The 20111-nt window shown below is 43.5% G+C and carries 16 protein-coding genes; 8 read left to right on the forward strand and 8 right to left on the reverse strand.

Annotated features, from left to right (window positions below; genetic code table 11):
- Positions 1-7: 7 nt before the first annotated feature.
- Positions 8-709, forward strand: a complete 702-nt coding sequence (locus tag ACVBDY_RS00870) for a queuosine precursor transporter (RefSeq protein ID WP_447173585.1) — start codon at positions 8-10, stop codon at positions 707-709.
- Positions 710-793: 84 nt separating this feature from the next.
- Positions 794-3448, forward strand: a complete 2655-nt coding sequence (locus tag ACVBDY_RS00875) for an AsmA family protein (RefSeq protein ID WP_447173586.1) — start codon at positions 794-796, stop codon at positions 3446-3448.
- A 304-nt stretch (positions 3449-3752) separates the two neighbouring features.
- Here the strand turns inward: ACVBDY_RS00875 and bamG are convergent, their stop codons facing one another.
- Complete coding sequence (gene bamG, locus ACVBDY_RS00880; RefSeq protein ID WP_447173587.1) at positions 3753-4997, reverse strand: BamG family beta-barrel-assembly machinery protein; 1245 nt, start codon at positions 4995-4997, stop codon at positions 3753-3755.
- Between the two features lie 49 nt (positions 4998-5046).
- Positions 5047-6375, reverse strand: coding sequence for a DUF4270 family protein (locus ACVBDY_RS00885; protein ID WP_447173588.1), 1329 nt, complete (start codon positions 6373-6375; stop codon positions 5047-5049).
- A gap of 217 nt (positions 6376-6592) precedes the next feature.
- On the opposite strand from ACVBDY_RS00885, the gene ACVBDY_RS00890 reads away from it, so the two are divergent.
- The 5 genes from ACVBDY_RS00890 to ACVBDY_RS00910 all read left to right on the forward strand — a co-directional run bounded on the left by ACVBDY_RS00890 (position 6593) and on the right by ACVBDY_RS00910 (position 10969).
- Positions 6593-7468 carry a hypothetical protein gene (locus ACVBDY_RS00890; RefSeq protein ID WP_447173589.1) on the forward strand — a complete coding sequence of 292 codons (876 nt, stop codon included), beginning with the start codon at positions 6593-6595 and terminating at the stop codon, positions 7466-7468.
- Positions 7469-7480: 12 nt separating this feature from the next.
- On the forward strand, positions 7481-8485 hold the full coding sequence (locus ACVBDY_RS00895; protein WP_447173590.1) for a Kelch repeat-containing protein: 1005 nt from the start codon (positions 7481-7483) through the stop codon (positions 8483-8485).
- Between the two features lie 178 nt (positions 8486-8663).
- The gene (locus ACVBDY_RS00900) at positions 8664-8999 is read left to right on the forward strand and encodes a DUF4907 domain-containing protein (RefSeq protein ID WP_447173591.1); all 336 of its coding nucleotides are present in this window, start codon (positions 8664-8666) and stop codon (positions 8997-8999) included.
- A gap of 12 nt (positions 9000-9011) precedes the next feature.
- Positions 9012-10238 (forward strand): sensor histidine kinase, encoded by a 1227-nt coding sequence (locus ACVBDY_RS00905; RefSeq protein ID WP_447173592.1) that lies wholly within the window; start codon positions 9012-9014, stop codon positions 10236-10238.
- Positions 10235-10969, forward strand: coding sequence for a LytR/AlgR family response regulator transcription factor (locus ACVBDY_RS00910; protein WP_447173593.1), 735 nt, complete (start codon positions 10235-10237; stop codon positions 10967-10969). Before ACVBDY_RS00905 ends, ACVBDY_RS00910 begins: the two co-directional genes overlap by 4 nt.
- A 52-nt stretch (positions 10970-11021) precedes the next feature.
- Here ACVBDY_RS00910 and ACVBDY_RS00915 read toward each other — a convergent pair whose 3' ends face one another.
- A complete protein-coding gene (locus ACVBDY_RS00915; protein WP_447173594.1) occupies positions 11022-11816 on the reverse strand; it encodes a DUF2797 domain-containing protein in 795 nt (264 codons plus the stop codon).
- Between the two features lie 64 nt (positions 11817-11880).
- On the opposite strand from ACVBDY_RS00915, the gene ACVBDY_RS00920 reads away from it, so the two are divergent.
- Complete coding sequence (locus ACVBDY_RS00920) at positions 11881-13437, forward strand: GH3 auxin-responsive promoter family protein (RefSeq protein WP_447173595.1); 1557 nt, start codon at positions 11881-11883, stop codon at positions 13435-13437.
- Between the two features lie 156 nt (positions 13438-13593).
- On the opposite strand, the gene clpX is transcribed toward ACVBDY_RS00920, so the two are convergent.
- The 5 genes from clpX to ACVBDY_RS00945 form a co-directional block, all read right to left on the reverse strand.
- Complete coding sequence (gene clpX, locus ACVBDY_RS00925; protein ID WP_447173596.1) at positions 13594-14826, reverse strand: ATP-dependent Clp protease ATP-binding subunit ClpX; 1233 nt, start codon at positions 14824-14826, stop codon at positions 13594-13596.
- Positions 14827-14983: 157 nt separating this feature from the next.
- The gene (gene clpP, locus ACVBDY_RS00930; protein ID WP_447173597.1) at positions 14984-15658 is read right to left on the reverse strand and encodes an ATP-dependent Clp endopeptidase proteolytic subunit ClpP; all 675 of its coding nucleotides are present in this window, start codon (positions 15656-15658) and stop codon (positions 14984-14986) included.
- A gap of 81 nt (positions 15659-15739) precedes the next feature.
- Positions 15740-17062: a trigger factor gene (gene tig, locus ACVBDY_RS00935; RefSeq protein WP_447173598.1), complete on the reverse strand. Its 1323-nt coding sequence runs from the start codon at positions 17060-17062 to the stop codon at positions 15740-15742.
- 387 nt (positions 17063-17449) lie between these two features.
- Positions 17450-17806: a phage holin family protein gene (locus ACVBDY_RS00940; RefSeq protein ID WP_447173599.1), complete on the reverse strand. Its 357-nt coding sequence runs from the start codon at positions 17804-17806 to the stop codon at positions 17450-17452.
- A 208-nt stretch (positions 17807-18014) separates the two neighbouring features.
- Positions 18015-20099, reverse strand: a complete 2085-nt coding sequence (locus ACVBDY_RS00945; protein ID WP_447173600.1) for a TonB-dependent receptor family protein — start codon at positions 20097-20099, stop codon at positions 18015-18017.
- Between the last annotated feature and the right edge of the window lie 12 nt (positions 20100-20111).

Genomic DNA, 20111 nt, shown 5'->3' on the forward strand with positions numbered 1-20111 from the left:
CATTTGCATGCAAAAACATAAAGCCGCATACCAGCTATATTTATATCTCGCTGCTTTGTTTATCACTTCCCTGGTGGTTTCCAATCTTATTTTTCAAAAATTCTTTTACTGGTACCCTTTCGGGGAAGTTAATATTTTCGGGTCCCGGATATTTGAGATTTCCGTAGGGATATTGCTGTATCCCGTTACTTTTTTGATCACTGACCTCATTTCGGAAATATTCGGTAAGAAAAAAGCGAACCAGGTGGTTACCGCAGGTATTTTCGCTTCGTTATTCTCCCTGCTTATCATTTATGTTTCCACAGCTGCCCCTGCAACGGACTGGTCGCCTATAGGAGATGAGCTGTTCCGTGATGTTTTCGGGCGCACTATACTGGCTGTAATGGCTTCTATGCTTGCTTACCTGGCGGCACAGTATGTGGATATCCATATATATCATTTCTGGAAAAACTACACCAAAGGGAGACATTTGTGGCTGCGGAACAATTGTTCGACCATTTTGTCGCAGTGTATTGATACCATGACCGTACTGCTCCTGCTTTGTTCTTTTGATGTCATTGCCTGGGAACGGTTTACCGGTCTACTGATAGGAGGGGTCTTGTTCAAAATGTTAATAGCCTTGCTGGATACTCCTCTTTTGTATTTTTTTGTATATCTTATCCGTAAGCGATTTGACCTGGAAAAAGGGGAGGAAATCCAGTTGCCCTGATCGGATCGTATTTATATATAAAGAAAGCCCTGAAAAGAAAAAATAAAACATACTCTAGTGTTAACTTAAACAAAAATAAAAGCAATGAAGATCAAAAAGGGATTAAAGATAGCCGGGATCACTCTGGGGATAATCATTATCCTGCTCGCGGTAACGCCACTTTTGTTCAAGGATAAAATAACGGCACTTATCAAGGACAGCATCAATAAGAATGTAAATGCTAAAGTCGATTTTAAAGATTTGGACATCAGTCTTTTGTCCGGATTCCCGAAAGCCAGGGTCGCCCTGAATGAAATATCCGTGATCAACCTGGCTCCTTTTGAAGGAGATACCCTGTTCTATGCCGATGAAGTTTCCATAAAAATGGGAATTGGAGAATTGTTTAAGGGAAGCGGAATGCAGATAAGCAGTTTTGCCGTAGACAAGGCTAATGTGAATATCCTGGTGAACAGCGAAGGGAAGGCCAACTATGATATAGCGAAGGAAAGTACAGATGATATCGGTGGAGAAGAAACTCGGGCAGAAGGAGAAGATTTCAGTTTCTCCGTGCAACAATACGACATCAGGGACAGCCGTATCTCTTACCTGGATGAAGAGGGGAAAATGCAGTTTGTTATGGACGAACTCAATCACTCCGGTAGCGGGGACCTTTCCCTGACCAAATCGGAACTAAAGACCAAAACAAATGCCCTGGTGTCTTTTATGATGGACAGTACGGCCTATGTCAGTAAAAACAGGGTGGATCTCGATGCGGTTATCGGCATAGACCTGGAGAAGAACCGCTATTCTTTCCTGGATAATACTTTATTGCTAAACCAGCTCCCCCTGGTGTTCGACGGCTATGTACAGCTCAACGAAGACAACCAGGAGATCGATATAACCTTCAATACCCCATCATCCGATTTTAAGAATTTCCTCGCGGTTATTCCCGAAGCTTATTCCAGCAATATAGAGAATGTACAGACGACCGGGAATTTTGAAGTAAAAGGAGAAGTGAAAGGCATTGTGGATGATACGCATATCCCCGCTTTTGATATAAAAATAGCTTCGGACAACGCCTCCTTCAAATATCCTGACCTGCCCAAATCGGTTTCAGATATAAAGCTGGCTACGGAAATAGTGAATAAAACCGGACTCACCAAAGATACCTATGTGGATATTCAAAAACTGTCTTTTCGTATAGACCAGGATGTGTTTAATGCCAATGCCCGGTTGAACAATGTAACCGAAAATATGCGTGTAAATGCCAGAATAGATGGAAAACTGAACCTGGCCAATCTTTCTAAAGCATATCCTTTTCCTATGGAGGAAGAACTCAGCGGTATTTTGGTAGCGGATATCACTACGGCTTTTGACATGGCCTCCATTGAAAACCAAAAGTATGAGAACACCAGGAATTCAGGAACGATGGATCTTACCGGGTTTACCTATGCCTCTTCGGAAATGGCTAACCCTGTTAGTATCAGCAAAGCCAATGTAACCTTTAATCCGGCAACAGTAAAGCTCAATACTTTTCAGGCAAAAACCGGGCAGACCGATCTGAACGCCACAGGGACCATTAACAACCTGATGGGCTTTATGTTCAATAAAGAGAAGATAGAGGGTAACTTTACACTGTCGTCCGATACCTTCTCCCTTAACGACTTTATGGTAGCTGAAGCAGAAGGCGAAGGAGCGCCGGAAGACGGAGCGGAAAAGCAGGGAACAGGAGAAAAAAGCGATGCGAAAACCGAAGAAAAGATCAAGATTCCTTCATTCCTGGATTGTACGGTGGATGCATCGGCCAATACGGTGATATACGATAACCTGAAACTAAAGGATGTAAAAGGAATCCTCATAATACAGGATGAAAAAGCTACCCTGAAAAACCTCAGATCCAATGTTTTCAACGGGCAACTGGCCATAAACGGGGATGTGTCCACAAAAGAGGCTACGCCTACCTTTAATATGAAGATGGATATCAGTAATTTTGATATCGCCGAGTCTTTCCAGGGACTGGACCTGCTGAAAGCCCTGACCCCTATTGCGGGTATATTGCAGGGTAAACTGAATACGGACCTGTCCCTTTCGGGTAACCTGAATGATGACCTGACGCCTGTGCTGACTTCTGTTTCGGGAGATGCCCTGGCCGAGGTGCTGACTTCGGGGATTGATACCAAGGATTCCAAATTACTCAACGGACTGACCAGTAACCTGAGCTTCCTGGATGCGAATAAATTAAATCTGAAAGATATTAAAACACATTTGTCCTTTGACAACGGAAAAGTAAATGTAAAACCGTTTCATGTAAAATACCAGGATATAGACATCGAGGTCGCGGGAAGTCATGGTTTTGATAAAACAATGGCCTATAAAGCCACGTTCAATGTTCCTGCAAAATATCTCGGGAAAGAAGCAAGCAACCTGCTCGCCCAACTGAATGAAACGGAAAAAGAGGAAATGACTGTTCCGGTTACGGCGACCATAGGCGGAACCTATACCAGTCCGTCCGTTTCTACCGATATGAAATCTGCCGTTACGGCATTGACACAACAGCTCATTGCCAAGCAAAAGGACAAACTGGTCGGCCAGGGCAAGGATGCGGTAGGTAATGCGCTGGGGAACCTTCTGGGAGGAAAAAGCAAGGACAGTACGGCAACGGATACTACGGCAGCCAAAAAGCAGGAATCCGTAAAAGAAACTGCGAAGGATGTTTTGCAGGGACTGTTCGGGAAAAAGAAAAAGGATACGACCAATTAAGGGCGGAAGTCAGAAGTACGAAGTTAGAAGTATGAAGCGTTTAAAATAACGTGAGTTTCGGTTTTTATTTGATAATCAAATATTTGACTTAATAAGTGAGATTTTATTTCCAAGCCCGTCCTGAATTTAACTAAGGATTTGCATCGGGAATGAATTAATGTTTTGTATCGTTTGATGCCTCGTGCCCCGATCCCGATAATTATCGGGATTATCGGAATGCCCCGAGGTAGCTGATAGTTGTTGTCTTTGAAATCGGATTTACATTAAAATCCTTCTAACTTCGTGCTTCTGACTTCGCGCTTTTTCAATCGTACTTCCTTTTTATAAACCACAGATCTTCCAGACTGATGTTCAGGCTGATAAAATGATAATTTTCCTTGATGAGAATGTTGGATAATTGCCCTTTTTGCCCGTAAGAATACGAGATGTTAAGCATGGAATTGGTGTTTGTGTTCAGGGGAAGTCCAAGTCCCGCCGTAATAGCATAACCGCCTACTTTTTTCTGATTGATGGAAAGGTAACCGTTATCTGAGGTAAAACCGCCACGAAACTGCACCCTGTCTATGTATTCCAACGACCTGGCGTTTTTCATGTATTCCACTCCCACACTGAAAATGTCCTGATCTTCGTATTGGCCGATATTGTCTGTCTGGTTGGTGGAACTCCAGAAATTTCTTTTATAGTCCGCATTTACGGAAAGCCCTTTGAAGGGAGTAAAATAAACACCGACCCCCAATTCTGTAGGTAGTTTGAAGTCGGAAATATTTTCACCTTCTTCATCCTCGACCGTTACACTGGTGCCGTCCAGGGTCTTCGTAACGATCCTGTCCATACTACCGTCAAGGGAAACCGGTAACTGTACGGTACCTCCGACAGAGAAATTCTTCAGGATGTCGTACTGGAAACCCAATCCCAGGCGTACACCGTGATAGAATGACGTCTCGTTCATGTCAAAATAACTGCTCCCGATATAAAAGAATTCATTTTCTTTAATACTTCCGAATAAATAAGAGGCATTTACCCCCAATCGTATTTTATCCGAAAGCAAATAGCCGTAGTTGACCTTGATATCATTCAGTCCGCCCGAGCCGTTGATCGTGCTCTCGAATTCCTGGTCCGATCCCTCTATGTTCGAAGTAACTCCCAGCAATGTATATCCCACATTGGTATACGGAGTAAGGGTAACTCCTATGCCCGATCTTTTTGAAAGGGAAAAAGCAAAAGCGAGGTTCGAAAAATTAAAACTCCATTTGTTCTCGTCGTTTATTTTATTTGAATAATGATTGTATTCCGATTGGAACCCTACATCAAAAAAGAATGATTTATCCTGTATGGAAGCATAGGATGCGGGGTTGAGGTTGTTTATTCCGGAGTTCCCGGGCATAGCGATTCCACCATGCCCCAGGGCGTTGTATTTCCCTACATTGGCCTGGTTGATTATACCAAGGCCGTACATGGAGTACGGAGAGCCGGTCAGACCTTCGGATTGGGCATTTGCAGCAAGAAAACAGCATGTAAAAACACATACGGAAAAAATGATCTTCTTCATACGAATAGTTGGTTTTTGACCTCCGGAATTGCGGAGTACTGTTCTGTGATTATTCCTGGTCTTCATCATAAATAGCATACAATACTTGCAGTGTGGCCTCATAATCCCCGTTGTTTTCCCCGTTGAGTACCATACGGTCTACAGAAGAACTGTATTGAGATGGTATAAGGATTAAAGAGCTCCGGTCTTCCCGGGTGGCTGTCATAAGGCGTTCTATATAGGTGCCTAGCGGTACTTCGAAATACAGTTCGTTAAATTCCTCGTTCTCCCGGTTCAGTACGGCCTGCAATGCAGTGGATTCGGAGGTAGTAAGCTGTTCGGTAATATCGTTGTTCTGATCTACGATATATATGTTGAGCGTATCCCTTAGCGGGAGGTGTTTGTCGTATGATGCATTGGTGGGTTTTATTCTGAGAAATGCATTTAGCACTGTTCCCGTACCTTCTATGTCGTAGAGGGTACGGATGGACGGGAAGCGTATCCTTGTGGTAATACCTGTTCCCGACTGTATGAAAACCCGGTTCCCGGTTTCTGTGCTCGGTAGTAATACTTTACGGGAGGTAAGCTGGCTGAACGGTGTTTCACTGTCCTCGGAAACTATACTGTTAAAAAAAGTTGCAGGGCTGTTTTCGGTAGTCATGGCGAAATCCATATACTGCACCGTAGGTTGTTCCGTTTCGTGTGTGGAATAGTAGATCCTCAAGTAGCTTTTATCCGATGAGGTATTAAATCCGAGAATGGCTCCATTATCGTTTTCCCCCGGTTGAAGACTGATCCCTTTGAAGTATTCCCGTAGCTGATCGTTGGTAGTAATGTTCTTTTGCTGTATTTGTTCGAACAGATCCTCGCCAAATTCGTCATTGAGTTTTATCTCTACGGAATCCGTCCCGCCCAAAGGCCTGGGCATAAAGGCAATTTCTCCCAGGCTTTCAGTTTCGTGCGCTATGGAGTGTTTGTTGTAAAAGGAATTTCCTTCAACCGGTTTTACCCGGGCTGTCAGTCTTTTTACATGTATTGAAGAAGTTTGAAGGGTATCGTTGTAGTAGTACCGATCGTATCCCAAAAAAAAGGAAATACTGTCGTATACGGCCTCATTATCTATAGTGTAACCTGAGGGTAATAATTCAAAATAACTCGAAGCCGTGGTTTTCCCGAAAACGGTATCGAGGTACTGGCCTATCAGTATGCGGGTGGCATCGGAGGTAACCAGGCTGTCGAATTTAATGGTAGACATTTCTACCGTAAGGGTATCGATAGAAAGTACCCGGGTATTACTGTCGGTAAAATCTTCGCCCGCGTCAAAGTCGGTATCATAGGCATTATCATCACCGCAGGACCATAACAGCACGGACAGGCAGAAAAATAGCATGTATCGCATAGAGAATGATTTTGGGCAAAAATAGCGGGGTTGACATAGGTGAAAAATGAAAATCGACCATTGCGGGTCCGGCCTATACCAATTGCCTCTATTTATCTATCAAACCACATAAACGGATTTAATCCGTAAAACTTCCCTTTTGGTATATAAATAAGGAAGGTTTATCTATTCTGTTTTTGCCCGGGAGGGGTGCTGTGTAGATTTGTTCAAAAAATTGGTGAGAGCAGTAATAATCATTGTATGTCTTTTCCTGGTAATTGCCAGGATTTCGGGGCAGGAGAAATTTCCGGAAATGATCCAATTGGAGTATAGTATAAATAAATCGGACGAAGGGGTGAATATTTACGAAACCCGGATCGGGGGAAGTAAAATCTTCTCTGCGGGAAGTTTTCGTATTGGTGTGGCTGCGGATGTCCGCAAGTTTGATATGGATTACACCTATACCTCCCGGGCAGCTGAAGACATGCATTTTACCGAAGTATTTACATTAAGGCCTGAGGTGTTTGTTTCTTATCTCCTGGATGATGCCTGGTCCTTTACCGCTTATGTTCAGCCGGAAATAGCATCCGATTTCCACGGAGACTGGACCGGGGAAGGGTTTAACCTGGGGTACGGGGCTTATTTTACCAGGCTGTGGAGGCAACCGGGAGGAGTTATTTCTTCCCTGGTTATAGGAGGTGAATATTCTACGGCTTTCGGAAAACTCCGGTTTGTTCCGGTGCTTAATTATAAAAGGAAAATCAATACACATTGGGAATATGCCCTGGGCTATCCATATACGTACCTGTCGTGGAACATTAGTTCGAAGCACACGATACGGCCTGTACTCGACCTGGATGCTTTCTATGCCGGGGTCAATGCCGTTACAGGGTATTTCGCGGAGGCCGAAAGCCTGTTGTATAAGTTGAGTTACCTGAATTTCAACGGAAGGGTAAACTATGAGTACTTTTTCAACCGGGGCTGGAATCTCGTTACCGGTATGGGATATTCCATATACAATGAGTTAGACCTTTACCGGGACGATACGAAAATCCATACATATGATATGGCATCCTCCCTTTATATATCTCTGGGAATCAAATATAAATTTTAAACTAAATAACAAATGAGAAGAACAAAGAAAAAAAATCTGGATTTTATCTTGTATAGCGCCTCTCTGTTTTTTTTCCTGGTGTTTCTGGCGAGCTGTTCCAGCGACGATGAGGAAGACATGGGGAACTGGCAGATCCGTTCTGTTTTTGACGGAAAACCGCGTAGTAGTTCCGCTTATTTTTCCATTGGAAACAAGGGGTATACCGGAACGGGGTACGACGGCGATGATTATCGTGTCGATTTCTGGGAATACGACATGGATGGGGATTACTGGATACAAAAAGCCGATTTTCCGGGAACGCCCAGAAGTGCGGCAGTAGGCTTCGCCATTGACGGAAAAGGTTACGTGGGGTCCGGTTATGACGGTGTTAACGAACTGGGAGATTTTTATGCCTACGATACGGGAGCCAATTCCTGGATGCCCATAGCCGATTTTCCGGAGAATCCCAGGAGAGAAGCCTTGGCTTTTGCTATCAACGGATACGGATATTTTGGCACGGGAACTGACGGGGATAACGACAGGAAAGATTTCTGGAAATACGATCCGTCTGCCGATACATGGACCGAGCTATTTGGTTTCGGAGGTGATAAAAGGAGAGGAGCCACAAGCTTTACTATAAATGATAAGGTATATATGGGAACAGGAGTATCCAACGGAGTTTATCTCAAAGACTTCTGGGTTTTTGACCCCCAGTCCGAAAGCTGGACCAAATTGCTTAACCTCGATGAGGAAGACGATTACAGTATAGTAAGGAGTAATGCAGCCGGTTTTTCTATAGGTAGTTACGGATATATTGCCTGTGGCACCGCTTCCGGGACCCTGAATTCCATTTGGGAATACGATCCGGCCTATGATATCTGGGAACGAAAGACCGGATATGAAGGTACTTCCAGACAAAGTCCTGTAGTTTTTTCTAACGAGGCAAGGGCTTTTATAGGTCTGGGGCGTTCCGGCAGCCTTTACCTGGACGATATCCAAGAGTTCCTGCCATGGGAAGAATATGATGAAGACGATTAATGATGCATACCGTTCCGGGGTCTGCAACCGGAAATTAATATTTGTCAAAAGTTAAAGTATAATCAGATGGTGAAAGCCACCGGAAGGGGTCTGGAGAGCCAGAAAGTTACATAAGATAAAGGCTTTACCGATCGGGAATATTTGTTGTCTGCCCGGGACCATAACAATGAGAATGCATATGAGAAAGAGAATCTTAGTCCTGCTGGGAATACTCCTCACAGGAATTGCGGTAATCTGCCTGTTTTATCCGCAAAAAAGTGATAAGATAACAACAGAAGTTGTTCAGGTTACGGGTGGATACGGATATTTGGTAAAAAGCGGAGATAAAATACTTGTCCGCCAGGAAATAATACCTACAGTACAAAAGACATCTCCTTTCTGTACCTATAACGACGCACAGGCCGTTGCTCACCTGGTCAAACAAAAAATGATGAAAAAGGAGATGCCGGCAATTACTAAGGAAGAGTTAAAAGCACTTCACGTTCGTTTAAATTGTTTAGATTTAGCCAATTAAAAGATAGTGAAGATGAGTGTTCTTGCCAGGGTACTAAACAGGAAAAACCTGAAGGAGGCGGCTATACATGTTGCCGTATGGACGTTTTTCTTTATCGTACTCAACTATCAGGTATACTCCGAAATACGATATATACCGAAAGAAATTCTTTACAGAACGTTATATCGTACCCTGTTGAATATAGGGCTGTTTTACCTTAATTATACCTATCTGGTTCCGAAATTTTTGTTAAAGAAAAAACTTCGGAAGTATATTTTCATATCGTTGTCTATTGTAGTGCTCAATGTGGTGTTGATCGGCGGGATAGATGCACCACCACCGGGTGCAGTAGTCTTAACCAAGAGATTTGACCCGACAGACGATCCTTTTGTGAGGGACAGCATTTTTCACTTTTCTCCCGTAGTAGAGGATTCGGTTCAGCCGGAAGTAAGTGAAAATGTAATGCCCCCGGATACACTTCATGCCGGGATAAGGAGGGGATTTCGCATGGCAACCCCGGCCATACATGCTGGGAGGACAGATATATGGCGGTTCCGGTTTTTAATGTCCCTCCGGGCAGCGGCAGTTGTCGGGATGTATTTTGTTATCGGTGCCGCTATTAAGATATATATAGAGTGGAAAAAAGGAGAAGCGATACGCAACCAGATCCAATCGGAAAAGATCACCTCGGAGCTGCAGTTTCTTAAGGCGCAGCTCAATCCGCATTTTCTGTTCAATTCCCTCAATAGTATTTATTCCCTTTCGGTTAAAAAATCCAACGACACGCCGGAAGCGGTAATCACCCTTTCGGATCTTATGCGTTATATGCTGTACGAGGCCAACAGGGATATGGTCCCTCTGGGCAAAGAACTCGACTATATTAAAAACTATATACAGTTGCAAAGGCTGCGACTGTCGGACGGTGAACGGGTAACACTTAATATTTACGGAAATGAGAGGGATAAAAAAATACAGCCGCTTTTGTTTATTTCCTTTATAGAAAACGCGTTTAAGTACGGCACCGACTACAGAGGAAGAACCGTAGTTAAGACCGTGATCTCCATAAAGGAAGATGCCATTCATTTTTACGTCCGGAATATTATCGGAAGGCATCAGAAGAACAGCAGGAGTTCCGGAGTAGGATTACAAAACATACGGAACAGGCTTAACCTGCTGTACCCGGATTCGCATACACTTGATATAGTGGATGACGGAGAGACTTTTACAGTGAGTCTAACTCTAAAATTTGACAAAAAATGAAATGTGTAATTATCGATGATGAGCCCCTGGCTATAGATGTGCTGAAGGACTATTGCGAAAAAATACAGTTTATGGAAGTTGTGGGTACTTATACGAATGCTCTCGATGCGATAGCGGTTATTAAAGAAAGGGAGGTGGACCTTATATTTTCGGATATAGAAATGCCACAGATCAGCGGCATCGATTTTATTCATTCTATGGACAATAAACCCCTGTTTATTTTTACTACGGCCTATTCCCAGTATGCTATTGAAGGATTTGAGCTGAACGCGGTAGATTATCTCGTAAAGCCTATTCCCTATCACCGGTTTGTCAAAGCAGTGGTTCGGGCTAAAGAATTGATGAGTTTTAAAGAAAAAGACAAAAACATGAGACTACCTAATATTTCACCTTCCTGCGGGCTCCAGGACGGGCAGACAGGATATATTTTTGTAAAAGCCGATTATGAAAATGTAAAGTTAAATATAGATGATATTGTTTATATACAGGGTCTTAAAGACTATCTTAAAATTCATATGGCTGGGGTTAACAAACCGGTTTTAACCTTGCTGAATTTTAAGGACTTTCTGGAAAAAGTTCCGGAAGGACAGTTTTTACGTATTCACAAGTCTTTTGTAGTCAATGTAAATTATATCCGTTCCGTTCAGAAAAATAAGGTCATCATAAACGATAACCGAATCCCTATAGGAGAAAGTTATAAGACCGAATTTATGGAACGACTGGGCCTCTAGAGGAATTTACGAATTATGATTTGCGATCAATCCCAAAATCGTAATTCGTAACTCAATTTACGGTCAGATTTACCACATATCCTTCACTTCCTCTTACATTGAATACCGTACTGTCTTCAAAGATGAGGTACTGTCCTTTAATCCCTTTTAGTTTTCCGGAGTATTCCGGAGTTTTATCCAGGTTGAGACTTTTTACCTTTTGCGGATACTGTAACACCGGATAATCCATGGTGTAGATCTTCTGATTGGTGCCCAGGTAGTATGGTTTTACTTCTTCCGGAAGAAAATCGTCGAGATGGTCCTTTTCAGTCACAAGATTGGCATCAGCCAGGGTGTTGGTGAGCATTTTCCTCCAGTTGGTTTTGTCGGTCATGTGCTCTTTCAGGGCAATTTCGGTTATTCCGGCAAGGTAGCGATTGGGCACTTCCACAACTTCAATGGCCTGGTGGGCTCCCTGGTCGATCCACCTGGTCGGTACCTGTGCTTTTCTGGTCACACCTACTTTTACTTCGCTGGACAGTGCCAGGTATACAACATGTGGCTGTAACTGTACCTGTTTCTCATAGTCCAGGTCCCTGTCCTCTTCGTCCAGATGGGCCTTGCTCAGTTCGGGTCGCATGATCCAGTCTCCCGCAGAAGGGGTTTCGTAAAAACAGCTTTTACAGAAGCCCTGGCGGTAAATGGGCTTGTCTAAATGGCAATTCAGGCATTCGTAAGAAACAAAAGAAAACTTTACTTCTTTGTCCAAAAGTTGATTCATATGGATAAAGTCATTTTTAAAAACCAGGTAGTAGTTTATGGGACTGGTAAATTCGGTCTTCATTTTTATAAGGACACCTTGGTACATGGTAAAGTTTTTTAGTATTTTTATTCCCTGTCAATATAGAAAAGGACTGTAAAAGTACGCAAAAATGTCGATTCCGTTGTTTAATTCCATAGCTTCCTGGTGGCTGAAAAAAAGGTTCTACCAGATGGAACTCTTCCTGAAATATCCGGAAGAGGTTCAGGTAGAGTTATTAAGTCAGTTACTTATAACCGCGAGAAACACGGATATAGGGAAGAAGTACGGGTTTGAGACCATAACCACTTACGAAAGTTTCAGGGAAAATGTCCCTATAAATAAATATGAGGATATAGAGCCGTATATAGAAAGGTCGAGAAGAGGAGAGCACAATGTTTTCTGGCCTACACCTATCCGGTGGTTTGCCAAAAGCAGCGGTACGACTAATGCGAAAAGCAAATTTATCCCGGTGAGTACGGAATCTCTTGAGGATTGTCATTTTAAAGCCGGAAAGGATATGCTTTCCCTTTACTTTAATAATAATGAGGATTCCAAACTGTTTACGGGGAAGAGCCTCAGACTGGGAGGAAGTAAGTCACTTTACGAAGATAACAATACCTTTTTTGGAGATCTGTCTGCCATTATTATAGATAACCTTCCTTTCTGGGCGGAAATGAGCAGTACACCGAGTAATAGGATTTCGTTGATGAACGAATGGGAAACGAAACTGGAGGCCATTATCAGTGAAACCGTTCAGGAAAACGTAACCAGCCTGGCCGGAGTGCCGTCCTGGATGCTGGTATTGCTCAACCGGGTGCTGGAAAAGACGGGAAAGGATAACCTCTTTGAGGTTTGGACTAACCTGGAGGTGTATTTTCACGGTGGTGTGAATTTTAATCCCTATCGCGATCAGTATGAAAGACTGCTTCCGAGAGATTCCTTTAAATACTATGAGATATATAACGCTTCGGAAGGGTTTTTTGCCATTCAGGACCGGAACAATTCCGATGAATTACTGCTGATGCTCGATTACGGGATCTTCTATGAATTTATCCTTATGGATACTTTTGGTACCGACCACCAGAAAGTTATCCCGTTGTGGGAAGTGGAAACCGGAAAAAACTACGCTATCGTAATAACGACCAATGCCGGGTTGTGGCGATATCTTATAGGCGATACCGTACGTTTTACCAGTACGGACCCCTACCGCATTAAGGTAACGGGACGTACCAAGCATTTTATCAATGTATTCGGAGAGGAACTGATTATAGAAAATACGGAAGAGGCCCTGAAAAAAGCATGTAAAGAAGCAGATTGTGAGATCGTAGATTATACTGTTGCTCCTGTATTTATGCAGGGAAAGGAAAAAGGAGGCCATGAATGGCTTATTGAATTCCGGAAGTATCCGAACAGTATGGAGCAATTTACGGTGTTGCTGGACGAAGGCCTGAAATCCCTGAATTCGGACTATGAAGCGAAGCGTTACAACAATATGACGCTTAATATGCCCAGGGTAAATATTGCCCGTCAAGGTTTGTTCTATGATTGGTTGAAAACATATAACAAGCTGGGCGGACAACATAAGGTGCCGAGACTGTCCAATAAAAGAAACTACCTGGAAGAAATGCTGGGAATGAATGGCTCTTTTACGGGACCGGTACCGGGAGATAACGGAATGAATATTTAAAAAAATAAAGGAACTGCCTGAAGATGTTGCTTTCTGTCACCCCGAGCGGAATCAGGGGGTATTTCGGAGTGATTGGTGTCTCGACTCCGTTCGAAATGACAGTGTTAATCTCAGGCAGCCCCTTTTCTATTTTGGACCGAAGCATGTTCGGTATTTTTAAGAAGCAGCTTTTAACTTACTTACTTTGGCCTTAGCGAGTTTTTCGCTGACATATTGGAGATCTACTTCCAGTGTTTTTTCGTCTGAGCTCGGCAGCTCAAACATGGCATCTGTAAGTATGGTTTCGCAAAGTGAACGCAATCCTCTTGCGCCCAGTTTGTACTCCATCGCTTTTTCCACGATAAAGTCAAGGGCATCGTTAGAGATACTGAGTTCTATATCATCCATGTCAAAGAGTTTACTGTATTGTTTTATAATAGCGTTCTTCGGCTCGGTGAGTATAGCTCTCAATACTTCGGCATCCAGAGGGTCCATGTAGGTAAGTACCGGAAGCCTCCCTATAATTTCGGGGATAAGTCCAAACTCTTTCAGGTCTTTCGGAATAATGTACTGTAACAGGTTTTCTTCGTCGATAACCTCTTCCTCCCTGGAAGCATTATATCCTATGGCCTGCATGTTCAGGCGTTTGGTGATCACTTTTTCTATACCGTCAAAAGCACCTCCTGCAATAAACAAGATATCCTCTGTATTTACTTCAATGAACTTCTGATCCGGGTGTTTTCTTCCCCCTTTCGGCGGTACGTTTACAACCGTTCCTTCCAGTAGTTTCAACAAAGCCTGTTGTACACCTTCTCCGGATACGTCCCGGGTAATGGACGGATTATCACTCTTTCGGGCGATCTTATCGATCTCATCAATAAATACAATACCTCTTTCGGCCTTTTCCAGGTTGTAATCTGCTGCCTGTAAGAGCCGGGTAAGGATACTTTCCACATCTTCTCCCACATATCCTGCTTCGGTGAGTACGGTGGCATCAACGATAGCAAGGGGTACGTTGAGCATCTTGGCAATGGTCCTCGCCATTAGGGTTTTTCCCGTACCGGTCTGTCCCACCATGATGATGTTGCTCTTTTGTATTTCGATGTCTTCTTTGGAAGTGGGCTGCAATAACCTTTTATAGTGGTTGTAAACCGCGACCGACATTACCTTCTTGGTAAAATCCTGACCTATGATATACTGGTCCAGGAAGGATTTTATTTCCTGCGGTTTTTTCAGTATGAGTTCCGCCGACAGTTCTTCCGACTGCGATTGTTTGATCTCTTCCAGAACAATGCTATGGGCCTGTTCAATACAACGGTCACATATATGCGCATCCAAGCCGGCAATGAGCAGGTTGGTTTCCGGTTTTTTCCTTCCGCAAAACGAGCATTCTAATTCTTCTTTAGCCATAACAATTTTTTTAGTGTGCAAACCCTGCTCCCGCAAAGGAACAGGGCTATAATTTATTGTAGGAAAACCGGGGGTATAAGTTTTCGCTTGTTCCGGTTCTCTTTACATTTTTGGCATTTTACTTTTTCTTACGGGACCGAAAAGAGATGTTACTCTTTTATTTTCGGGCCAGTATCTCGTCGATCATACCATATTCTTTGGCCTCGTCAGCTTTCATCCAGTAATCCCGGTCACTGTCTGTGTTGACTTTGTCATAAGGTTGCCCGGAGTGATTGGCAATGATCTTGTAGAGCTCATCTTTAAGTTTCAGGATTTCCCTTGCGGTGATCTCTATATCGCTGGCCTGGCCTTGTGCGCCTCCGAGAGGCTGATGTATCATCACCCTGGAGTGTGTAAGACCGCTCCTTTTTCCTTTTTCGCCCGCACAGAGCAATACAGCTGCCATAGAAGCTGCGATACCAGTGCAGATAGTGGCTACATCCGGCTTTATGAACTGCATGGTGTCATAAATACCTAAACCTGCATAAACACCTCCTCCGGGAGAATTGATATATATTTCGATATCCTTGGAAGAGTCTACACTGGAAAGGAACAATAACTGTGCCTGTATGATGTTGGCTATCTGGTCGTCTATAGCGGTTCCCAAAAATATGATCCTATCCATCATAAGACGTGAAAATACGTCCATTGCCACGGCGTTCATCTGGCGCTCTTCTATAATGTTCGGGGTCATACCCACCGGGGCCATTCTGCTTACGATCTTATCGTAATACATACTGTTTACCCCGTGATGCTGTATAGCGTATTTTTTAAATTCCTTTTTATAATCCATAGTTTTTCATTTTATATAATAAGGCGTTAAATCAAGTGAATTTAACGCCTTAAATATAGGTATTTTATTTTTCTTTGCAGACTATTGATATACCTCTTTAACGAAGTCCTCGTAAGTAACTTCCTTAGTTTTGAGGTTAGCCTTTTCTTTGTATAGGCTGAGCAGTTTTTTGCTCATCAGTTGCTCGGACAGGCGTTTTATTTCATCCTGGTTAGAAAGTATTCTGGCTGCAATGCTGTCCAGTTCTTCCTCGGAAGGATCGGTTTGCCCGAACTGTGCCATCTGTATTTTGATGAATTCCTTGGCAAAGTCTTTCAGCTCGTCAAACGTTACCTGCAAGTCATTATCGCGGATTATTTTGCCTTCGATAAGCTGGTATCTCAACCCTTTTTCCGACTTTTCATATTCTTCACTTGCCTGATCTTCCGTAAGTGGATTTTCACCGGTTTCTCGTATCCATTTTTTCAGGAATTCCGCGGGAAGATCAAATTTGGTGCTCTCTACAAGGTATTCTGTCACATCGTTCAACAACTTCTGGTCTGCCTGCTGTTCGAATTGTTTTTCAGCATCTTCTTTGATCCTGCTGCGCAGTTCTTCTTCGGAAGTTACCGTTCCGCCGGGGAAAAGCTTATCGAAGAGTTCCTGGTTGAGTTCTGCAGGTTCTCTTTTGTTTATTTCCTCGATGGTAAAGCTTATGGTAATATCCAGGTCGTGAACTTCATCGTGGCCTACTTTCAGGAAGTGCATCAGGTCGTGATCGTCCTGGAAGAGGCTTTTGGTTTTCAGTTCCAGGACATCCCCTGCTTTAGCTCCGGTAAATTTGCCGAGATTTCTCTTTCCCTTTATTTTGTCGAGTGAAAAAGTGGCTTTGTTTTCAATTTCCTTTTCTTCGCTGATAAAAGTCCCGGTAATTTCGTCACCTTCTTCAACCGTATCCTTGGATATGAGTTTTCCGTATTGTTTCTGAATTCGTTCTACCTGCTCGTCTAGCATTTTGTCATCCGCAACGATCTGATAACTGGTGATGGCTTTCTTTCCCTTAAGGGTTACCTCGAAGTCGGGAGCAAGTCCCAATTCGAATTCAAAAGAAAGGTCTTCTGCATCCCAGTCAAAATCCTCCTGTGCTTTGGGCAGGGGGTTGCCGAGTACATCCAGTTTTTCTTCGGTCAGATACTTATCAAGGGCATCTTGTAAAAGCTTGTTTACCTCATCTACCAAAACCGCTTTTCCGTATTGTTTCTTCACTAATCCCAATGGCACGTGTCCTTTTCTGAAACCTGGAATATTCGCTTTCCTGCGGTAATCATTGAGGACTGTAGCTACCTTGTCACTGTAATCGTCCTTTCCAATAGCAACTTTTACTATTGCATTCAATTCATCTATGTGCTCTCTTGTAATATCCATTTATTTGTTTTAATAAATTAACATGGCATATAAAAACAGGGTGCAAAATTAGAACATTTTGCAATGTTAACCAACTTTTTGAACGTCTGAATTTTAGAGCGGGTTTTTCCGGCGGGTGTGGCCCCTTTGGGAGGTAGCTTCTGGGTTTCAGAAGAGAAGGGTACAGACAGGTGAAACATGGGAATTCCGCACTGACTGATTAATATATTTTAAGGGGAAGAACAAAAACATGCGGAGAAAGGGAATAGTATTCCTGCCATCCCGGACAAGGAGGGGAAACCCGATAAATTCACGGATATTCCACCAATTCGTCCGAAATAATATGCATAAAAGAACCGAGGGATAAAGCTTAAAACAGTTTCTTAAGAATCTTTTACCCGGAATTGTTTACCTGGTTTCGTCCGTGTTTTCTTTTAGAAAAGAATGCAGTACAGATTGCAGGAACGACAATAGGAGACTGAACAACAATGCCCACCAGATATTGGTTACGTGAAATCCACCTACCAGACTGTCGGTGATCAAAATGACCACTGCATTGATTATGAGCAGGAACAACCCCAGTGTAATTATAGTAATAGGTAGGGTAAGGATGATGAGCACCGGTTTTACAATAAGGTTCAGCAGCGCCAATACAACGGCAACAAGGATAGCAGTGAGATAACTGTCTACACTAACCCCGGGAAGTATTTGCGCCAGGATCACCACGGCCAGGGCAGTCAGCAATACTCTTAAAATAATTTTCATATTTTTCTCGTTTTTCAGAAAACAGCCTTTTCCGGACTGTTTTTCCGTTGATTATTTTCTTTGAGCGTCTCGGATACTAAACAAAAATAAGTAATTTCTCTCGTTTTGTAACTATTAGGTATGAGGCAAGTGCTTAAGGTCACAGCTTGACTTAAGCCCATAACTTACATGTAACTTTGTAACTTGTTAATCTGAAACCTATAATTTTTTATAACATGTAGCGCAATTGAATTCCTCCGTAGAAATTTTGCGGAAGGCCGGGATAGTAGAAACGCGGCTCGGAATTTCCGAACCCCACGGCATTGATCAGTACGGACTGTGCATAATTTCTGTCGGCAATGTTATTGATGCCGCCGGAGATTTCCAGGATGAATTTTTCCAGAATCTCTTTTCTATACCCGGCTTTTGCGTTGGCAACCCCGTACGGATCCGTATAGAGGGAATTGGCATCGGTAAGGGGGATCTCCCCGACGTATTGGTAGTTGACATAAAAAAACAGCCCGCTTTGATGTACGATCCGTATTCCGGCATTCGTCTTGTTGTCCGGTACCCCGGTAAGATTATTACCGGAATAATTATTTTCCCCGTCGATAAAATGGATAAAACGATGATCGTTCACGGAAGTGTTTATAAACGGAATAAGTGCCAGGTTACGGGTAATGGGGAGATGGTATTCTGCAGTGATCTCTATACCCTTATGCTCGGTTTTCCCCGCATTTTGCCCGATATATTGATCTTCTCCCACACGCTGCGCCACCAAAAGGTCTTTAATGTTCATAATATATGCTGCTGCCGACAGGTGAAGACGATTTTTCAGTAACTTCAGTTTTACTCCGGCTTCGTAGTGCATTCCTCTTTCAGGACCCAGTTCCGGGTTTATGACACCTTCCGGGGTAAGGGTTTCCTCTGTGCTTGGGAAAGAAAATCCACGGCTTATATTAGCATAAAAACGGGTATGTGCATTATAGCGGTAATCTACATTTAGCGAAGGGGCCAGGATGGGATCGAAACGGCGGGAGGCGCTGGTGTTTTCCTCTCCGGGGTTGTAATAATCCAGGAAGTTATAGGAAGTGAAATTGGCATTTAACCCCAGTTGTGCCGTCAGGTCCCTGGCCAGGGGGAGCGTAAGGGAAGAGAAGATATTTAGCTGGTTCCGGTATTCTTTATTGTCACTTAGCTGTTTCCCTGCAAGGGTTCCCTGCCCGTTATTTTCCTGATACAGGTTTTCTATGGTCTGCCAGTTATAGACATCTTTGTACATTTCAGTGCCGAGACGTACTGTCGCTTTTTCCTCCCCGAAAGAAAAGTCCTGCCGGAATATGCTTCGTATCCCGTAACCATTCGTAAAACCGGCGAGGATATCGAACGGACGGGGCTCATAGTGGTCCAGATAAGTGTAAAAAACACTGGTGGTGTTTTGCAGACCGGGGTTGAAACGGTGTGTGTAACTCAATCCGGCGAGGGTAGACTTACTGTTTTTGTAACCTTTGGCTTCAAGCCAGTTCGAGGCGGCTTGCTCCGGATCTTCTTCCAGGGTAGTCTTACTTATAGAGCTGGGAATGTAGGCATTGTAATCTATTTGATTAAAGAGGATAGTAAGTGAATTGTTGTCGTTAAACCGATAAGAGGTATTCAATAACACTGCATTACGGCGATAAGCGCTGTTTTCCCGGTATCCGTCGGTTTCCAGGTGTTCGTAATTCAGGTTGACCGACAGTTTTTCTCCGGCATAGACGGCATTGGTGGTGTTTTTCAGTAATTGATATGAGCCGAAGGTAAAACTGTTCCGGACGTATGATTTTGAGGGGATCATGGATCGGATCAGAAGTGCCCCGCCGAGATTAGTACCGTAAGTAACGGCTTTCGGCCCCTGGATAACTTGAACCTGGCTTATGCTTTCGGGGTCGAATACTTCTATGGAAGTTTCTCCTATACCGTTGGTAATGGGAATATCGTCCAGGTAAGCCCTTACTTTATTGCTGCCGTAAGGTGTTCTGGCGCCAACCCCCCTTATGGTTATACGATTTACATTCATCCCTCCTGAAAGCATGTAAACCCCGGGGATCTGGTTTATAGCCCACGTTATGTCCATAGGCCCGTACTGTTCCAGTTGCTGACGGGTAGTAACCGGGACCGGAACGATCAGGGAACTGTCCTGTTGTATGGCAGAAAGGGAATCCGAACTGACAATGACCTCTTCGAGAAGGGTTGTTTGCTTGTCCTGTGCCCTGGAAATATAGGGGAGTGACCATACTACAACCAAGAGGAGCGCTGCTTTTATTTTCTTTTTCATTCAGGGGTTTTG

Source organism: Sinomicrobium halophytocola, assembly GCF_052983395.1.